Here is a 6310-nt window from a genome sequence, read left to right on the forward strand (position 1 = left end):
GCAGTTTCAATTGAAACTGCGATCCGCCGTGCCTGGGATCCGCAGTTTCAATTGAAACTGTAAATGATCATTGACGGTCGGCGCGCTGCTGGAGGACTGCGGCGCGGGCCCGGATGGGTCCGAGCTCCGCGTAGCCGTTCTTGCCCGGGCAGGCCGTTTTGCTGACGTCCCGGTGCCCGAAGATCGTCGGCAGCGTGACCACGGCACCGGCCGGGTGCTGCGAGTTGTCCGCCGGCTCGGCCGTCAGCTGGGTCTGGCCGTCGGCCCGCACCCCGGCGGTGCCGAGCTTCCAGGCGCTGATCTCGGAGACCGACTCGACGGTCTTGCTGCTCGGCTTCGCCCGGTCGTAGTTGCCGAGCATCGACACGCCGAACGTCTCGCGGTTGAAGCCCCGCGCGTGCCCACCGATGACGTCACCGCTCAGGCCACCCGCGCGTCCCTCGAAGACGGTGCCGCACTTGTCCACCAGCGCGTGGTAGCCGATGTCGCCCCACTTCAGCTCGACCGCGTGGTAGCGGTAGATCGCCCGCACGAGGTCTGCGGACTGCTCGCAGCTGTAGTCGTTGGTGCCCGCGGTGTGGTGCACGGTCACGGCCTTGGTCCGGGTGCGCTCGATCGGCCAGGTCATCAGGCTCTCGTCGGCGCCCCACTGCGCCCGCGAGACGACCGGCGGCGCCCCGGCGATCCGCGTTCCCGGCGCTGCGGCGGGTCGCGTGCCGGGGTCGATGGCGACGAGCTCCAGCTCGCCGGTCACGTCGGCACCGCCTCGGCTGGCGCGCACCTGCGCGGTGTCGGCGCGCCCGGCCCACAGCGGTTCGCTACCGCCGGCGTCCGGATCCAGCCGGGTCCACTCGCTCCACTCGCCGGCACCGCGGGTCCGCACCTCGACGCGGTCCGGTGCCGGCCCGCGCCAGGCGAGACCGACCAGGTCGAAGGGTGCCGGGGTGCGGACTTCGCGCGCTTCGGAGCGGTCCAGCGGCGCGTCGCGCAGCGGAATCCGGGTGCTCGACTCCGGGGTGGCGGCGCTGGCAGCGGGAAGTGCGGTCGCAGCCAGCAGCAGCGCGATCGGAAGACCCAGCCGGAGACGCATCGCAGTACCTCGCTTCCGCGCGTCGGCACCGGCCGGATGCCGGAACCGCTTCGTGGACCGAAGCGAGTATGCGGGCGGCTCCGATCAGCCGCTGGTCAACTGCTCTGTCCGGGTGACCACCTGCCGTCCCCTGTGGACCCGACCCGGGGATCTCCACGATTTCAATGGAAATCAGAGGTCCGATTTCCATTGAAATCGCGGAAGTTCTGCACAGGGCGGACGACTTGTCCACAGGTGTCGGTGTGTCGGATGACGACACGCCGGTGCGTGTCAGCGGACGTGCTGCGGCGCGGGAGTCGGGGCCGCGTCGACGGGTTCCGGCGCGCGGGCGGAGCCCGGCCGGAACCGGACGTGCGCCACGGCCGCGGCGACCAGGAACCCGATGCCGATCAGCGTGTAGGCGTTGCCGACGATCTGCTGCGAGAACGTCCAGTCCAGCTCTTTGTCGCCGGTGTTCGGCAGGTACCACTGCGGACCGGACAGCACCGTCAGCGCGCACAGCACCACCGCGATCGTCACGCCGTACCACTGGTTCCGCAGCGACATGGCGAACAGCAGCGCCAGCGTCGGCCCGGCCCACACCCAGTGGTGCGACCAGGAGATCGGCGACACCAGCACGATCCAGATCGCGTTCAGGCACACCGCCAGCGCGACGTTGGACGTCCGCAGCGCGTACCGGATGCCGAGCACGGCCAGCACGAGCAGCGCCAAAGAGCCCAGCACCCACAGCGAGTTCAGCGTGAACCCGGTCAGCGACTGCTTGGCCAGCAGGCTGCGCAGCGTCAGGTTGCCCGCGTAGACGGTGCCGAGGGAGTCGCCGGTGGAGAACATCGAGTCCAGCCACCAGTCCGCCGAGTCCTTCGGCGCGGCGACAAGCCCGACCAGCACCGTCGCGGCGAAGGTCGCCCCGGTCACGGCCATCGCCCGGTAGTCCCGGCGCAGCAGGAACAGCAGCAGGAAGCCCAGCGGCGTCAGCTTGATCGCCGCCGCGATGCCGACCAGCAGCCCGCGCGGCCAGCGGGTGCGCGGCAGCAGGCAGTCGGCCGCCACCAGCCCCATCAGCACCAGGTTGATCTGCCCGTAGTTCAGCGTCTCCCGGGTGGGCTCGATCAGCGTGAACCACGGCAGCAGCACCGCCGTGGCCACCGCCACCTGCCCGGCCCGCGGCGCGAGGTAGCTCGACGAGCGGGCCAGCGAGTACGCGGTGACCAGGATCGCCAGGTGCGAGAGCACCGACACCACGACGACCGCGGCCTCGGTCGACAGCCAGGTCAGCGGCACGAACAGCAGCACCGCGAAGGGCGGGTAGATGAACGGCAGGGTGGCCGAGTCCGGTGACTCCGGCGTCAGGTCGCCGCCGTAGACGTCGTAGCCGCGCAGCCAGGCGCGGGCGCCGAGCTGGTAGATCTCGGTGTCGATGTAACCGCGCGTGTCGATCCAGTGCACGAACCAGATCGCCAGGATCTCGATCGCGATCGCCGCGACCAGCAGGTGCCGCCCGTCACGAGCACGTGCCACCCCGATGTTCACCACCCCAGAATCCGGCGCCCGCACTCGCGATCCGCAGGGGAGCGGGGGCGCGTCGACGCAGGCGACGATCCTACTCGGGACACGACACGCCGGGCGGGTCGCCTGACGGGTAATAACAATGGCGAATAGATGCGAACCGTATCGCGCCGTTCACTCGGGGTGAGTATTCGCAGGTTGCGCGAATGCGTGGAAACTGCCATTTGCGGTGATATCGACACGGCGCGTAGCGATGTGTAGCGGATAATGTCAACGCGGTTTCGGGCCGGTGGTTCGCCCCCGCTACCCTCGACGGCTGTGAGCTTCGCAGGCTATGACCTGATCGTTGTTGGTTCCGGATTCTTCGGCCTCACGATCGCAGAGCGCGCCGCCACCCAGCTGGACAAGCGGGTGCTGGTGCTGGACCGTCGTGACCACATCGGGGGCAACGCCTACTCGGAGGCGGAGCCCGAAACAGGCATCGAGGTGCACCGCTACGGCGCGCACCTCTTCCACACCTCGAACAAGCGCGTGTGGGACTACGTGAACCAGTTCACCGAGTTCACGGATTACCAGCACCGCGTGTTCACCACGCACAAGGGCCAGATTTACTCGTTCCCGATGAACTTGGGCCTGCTGGGCCAGTTCTTCGGTCGCGGGTTCACCCCGGACGAGGCGAAGGCGCTGGTCGCCGAGCAGGCGTCCGAGATCGAGACTGCGGACGCGCAGAACCTCGAGGAGAAGGCCATCTCGCTGATCGGACGCCCGCTGTACGAGGCGTTCGTGCGCGGTTACACCGCCAAGCAGTGGCAGACCGACCCCAAGGAACTGCCCGCGGCGATCATCAGCCGCCTGCCGGTCCGCTACAACTTCAACAACCGGTACTTCAACGACAGCTACGAGGGCCTGCCGGTCGACGGCTACACCGCGTGGCTGGAGAAGATGGCCGAGCACGACAACATCGACGTCCGGCTGAGCACCGACTTCTTCGAGGTGCGCGACGAGCTGCCGACGGACGTCCCGGTGGTGTTCACCGGCGCGCTGGACCGCTACTTCGACTACGTCGAGGGCGAGCTGGGCTGGCGCACCCTGGACTTCGAGACCGAGGTCGTGCAGACCGGCGACTTCCAGGGCACGTCGGTGATGAACTACGCCGACGAGGAGATCCCGTACACCCGGATCCACGAGTTCCGGCACTTCCACCCGGAGCGGGACTACTACCCGAAGGACAAGTCGGTCATCGTCCGCGAGTACTCCCGGTCCGCGGAGAGCGGGGACGAGCCGTACTACCCGATCAACACCCCGGAGGACCGGCGCAAGCTGGAGGCCTACCGCGAGCTGGCCAAGAAGGAGGCCAAGGAGCGCAAGGTCATCTTCGGCGGGCGGTTGGGCACCTACAAGTACCTGGACATGCACATGGCCATCGGCTCGGCGCTGAGCGTGTTCGACAACAAGATCGCTCCATACTTCACCGAGGGCCGTTCGCTGGACGGCTCGCTGGAGGACTGACGTGACCGACCGGACCCCCCGAGAGGACCGTTCTCCCGCTGCGGGGGAGAGCAAGCTCAGCGACGTGACGTCGATGCGCTCCGGTACCGCTGACGTGTCGTCCCAGCAGGTTCTGCAGCGCGTGGTGTTCCCGCGCAGCGAGGACCCGCTGGACGTCCGCCCGCTGTACATCGACGAGCCGGCGTCGCTGGACAGCGCCGCCACCGTCGTGTCGCGGCGCCGGCTGCTGGTGCCCGCGCACCGCAAGATCTCCCTGGCCTCCTACTTCAACGCGTTCCCGGCCAGCTACTGGAAGCGTTGGACCAAGGTCGACGAGGTCGTGCTGCGGCTGAAGGTCAAGGGGGCCGGTCGGCTCGACGTCTACCGCTCGAAGGCCAACGGCGACAGCGTCCACCTGCAGGGCACCCCGGTGGACAGCCAGGACTGGACGTCCCTGGAGTTCCGGGTGTCGCTGACGCCGTTCGAGGACGGCGGGTGGATCTGGTTCGACCTGTTCACCAACGACGTGCCGCTGGAGATCGACGAGGCGGCCTGGACCACCGACGTCCCGCTGCCCAAGCAGCAGGTCGTCGTGGGCACCACCACGATGCGGCCCGCCGACTGCGTGCTCGCCCTGCAGACGCTGGGCGAGGACCCGCAGGTCATGGAGGTCGTGCAGCGCGTCGTGGTGGCCGACCAGGGCCCGCAGAAGATCCGCGACACCGAGGGCTTCGACGAGGCGGCTCGCCGGATCGGCGACAAGCTGCACGTGATCGAGCAGGACAACATCGGCGGCTCGGGCGGCTTCGGCCGCGTCATGTACGAGGGCATCTACAACTCGGACGCCGAGCAGGTCATGGTCATCGACGACGACATCGCCCTGGAGCCGGACGGCGTCCTGCGCGCGAACGCGTTCGCCCGCGCCGCCTCGCACCCGGTGATCGTCGGCGGCCAGATGCTGAACCTGCAGGCCCGCTCGCGGCTGCACACCATGGGCGAGGTCGTCGACCTCGGCCAGGGCATCTGGCGGGCCGCGCCGGGCGCGGTCACCGACCACGACTTCGCGAAGAAGCCGCTGCGCAAGACCAAGAAGCTGCACCAGCGCATCCACTCCACCTACAACGGCTGGTGGATGTGCCTGTTCCCGCGCGAGGTGATCGAGCGCACCGGCCTGCCGCTGCCGCTGTTCATCAAGCACGACGACTCCGAGTACTCGCTGCGCGCTGGTGAGCGCGGGTACCCGACGGTGACGTTGCCGGGCGCGGCGATCTGGCACATGCCGTGGACGGACAAGAACGACGCCACCGACTGGACGGCGTACTTCCACACCCGCAACCGCCTGATCCTGGCCGCGCTGCACAGCCCGGACGAGGTCAAGAACAACATCATCAAGCAGGGGCTGAAGCTCACCCTCCGGCACCTGCTGTCGATGGAGTACTCCACGGTCGCGGTGCAGCAGAAGGCGCTGGAGGACTTCATGGCGGGCCCGGAGGGCCTGTTCGAGAGCCTCCGCACGGCGCTGCCGGAGGTCCGGGAGCTGCGCAAGGACTACGACGACGCCAAGACGTTGCCGTCGGCCCGCGAGTTCCCGCCGCCCTCGGCGAACCCGATCATGGCCGAAGGCCTGCTCAAGCCGCCGGTGAACCCGGCGGTGATCGCGGCGCGCGCGTCCAAGGCGCTGCTGCACAACCTCAAGGAACCGGCCAAGGACGCCGGCGAGCGTCCGCAGCTGAACGTGCCCGCGGCCAGCGCTCGCTGGTTCCTGCTGGGCAACCTGGACAGCGCGACCGTGTCCAACGCCGACGGCAGCGGGGTGGCGTTCCGGCGCCGCGACCCGGAGGAGTTCCGCCGGCTGGGCATGCGCGCGATGGCCAACTACAAGCGGCTGGGCCAGGAGTGGTCCCGGCTGTGCGCCGTCTACCGGGCAGCGTTGCCCGAGCTGACCAGCGCGGAGTCCTGGAAACAGGCCTTCGACCAGAAGTGACCCCGATCCACCCGGAGACGATGTGGCAGAGCTGACGACGGCGACCAACCCAGAAGGGGACGTCGCCGCATCCGCCGACGAAGCACCGGCGACGGTCACACCCGAAACCGTCGCGCTGCGCAAGGTGCAGGGCGCGCTGGCCAAGCCAGCCGTGGTCAAGACCGCTCGGGCGATGTCGCTGTTCGGCGAGCACGCCGGCGGCTGGCTGGCCATCGGCGCCATCGGCGCGCTGGTGGACCGCC

Annotated in this window: 4 protein-coding genes and 1 pseudogene; 3 read left to right on the forward strand and 2 right to left on the reverse strand. The window is 68.9% G+C overall.

The annotated features are described in order from the left end of the window. Positions 1 to 67: 67 nt before the first annotated feature. On the reverse strand, positions 68 to 1090 hold the full coding sequence (locus ABTZ89_RS34005) for a peptidoglycan recognition protein family protein (RefSeq protein WP_351052575.1): 1023 nt from the start codon (positions 1088 to 1090) through the stop codon (positions 68 to 70). A 270-nt stretch (positions 1091 to 1360) separates the two neighbouring features. Beyond that, the gene (locus ABTZ89_RS34010; RefSeq protein WP_351052578.1) at positions 1361 to 2608 is read right to left on the reverse strand and encodes a glycosyltransferase 87 family protein; all 1248 of its coding nucleotides are present in this window, start codon (positions 2606 to 2608) and stop codon (positions 1361 to 1363) included. Between the two features lie 255 nt (positions 2609 to 2863). Between ABTZ89_RS34010 and glf the strand changes: the two genes are divergently transcribed. From glf to ABTZ89_RS34025, 3 genes and pseudogenes are all read left to right on the forward strand, one after another. Next, complete coding sequence (glf, locus tag ABTZ89_RS34015; protein WP_270951607.1) at positions 2864 to 4105, forward strand: UDP-galactopyranose mutase; 1242 nt, start codon at positions 2864 to 2866, stop codon at positions 4103 to 4105. Position 4106: 1 nt separating this feature from the next. Continuing rightward, positions 4107 to 6068, forward strand: coding sequence for a glycosyltransferase (locus ABTZ89_RS34020; RefSeq protein WP_270951605.1), 1962 nt, complete (start codon positions 4107 to 4109; stop codon positions 6066 to 6068). 22 nt (positions 6069 to 6090) lie between these two features. After that, positions 6091 to 6310 (forward strand): annotated as a pseudogene (locus ABTZ89_RS34025) (phosphatase PAP2 family protein); the annotation flags it as partial.

It is taken from the genome of Saccharopolyspora sp. NPDC002686, from assembly GCF_040295745.1.
GTDB lineage: Bacteria > Actinomycetota > Actinomycetes > Mycobacteriales > Pseudonocardiaceae > Saccharopolyspora > Saccharopolyspora oryzae.

Bases quoted from the DNA above. Each gene is read 5' to 3' on its own strand.
- ABTZ89_RS34005 (WP_351052575.1), bottom strand. From the start codon at position 1,090: ATGCGTCTCCGGCTGGGTCTTCCGATCGCGCTGCTGCTGGCTGCGACC.
- glf (WP_270951607.1), top strand. From the start codon at position 2,864: ATGTCAACGCGGTTTCGGGCCGGTGGTTCGCCCCCGCTACCCTCGACG.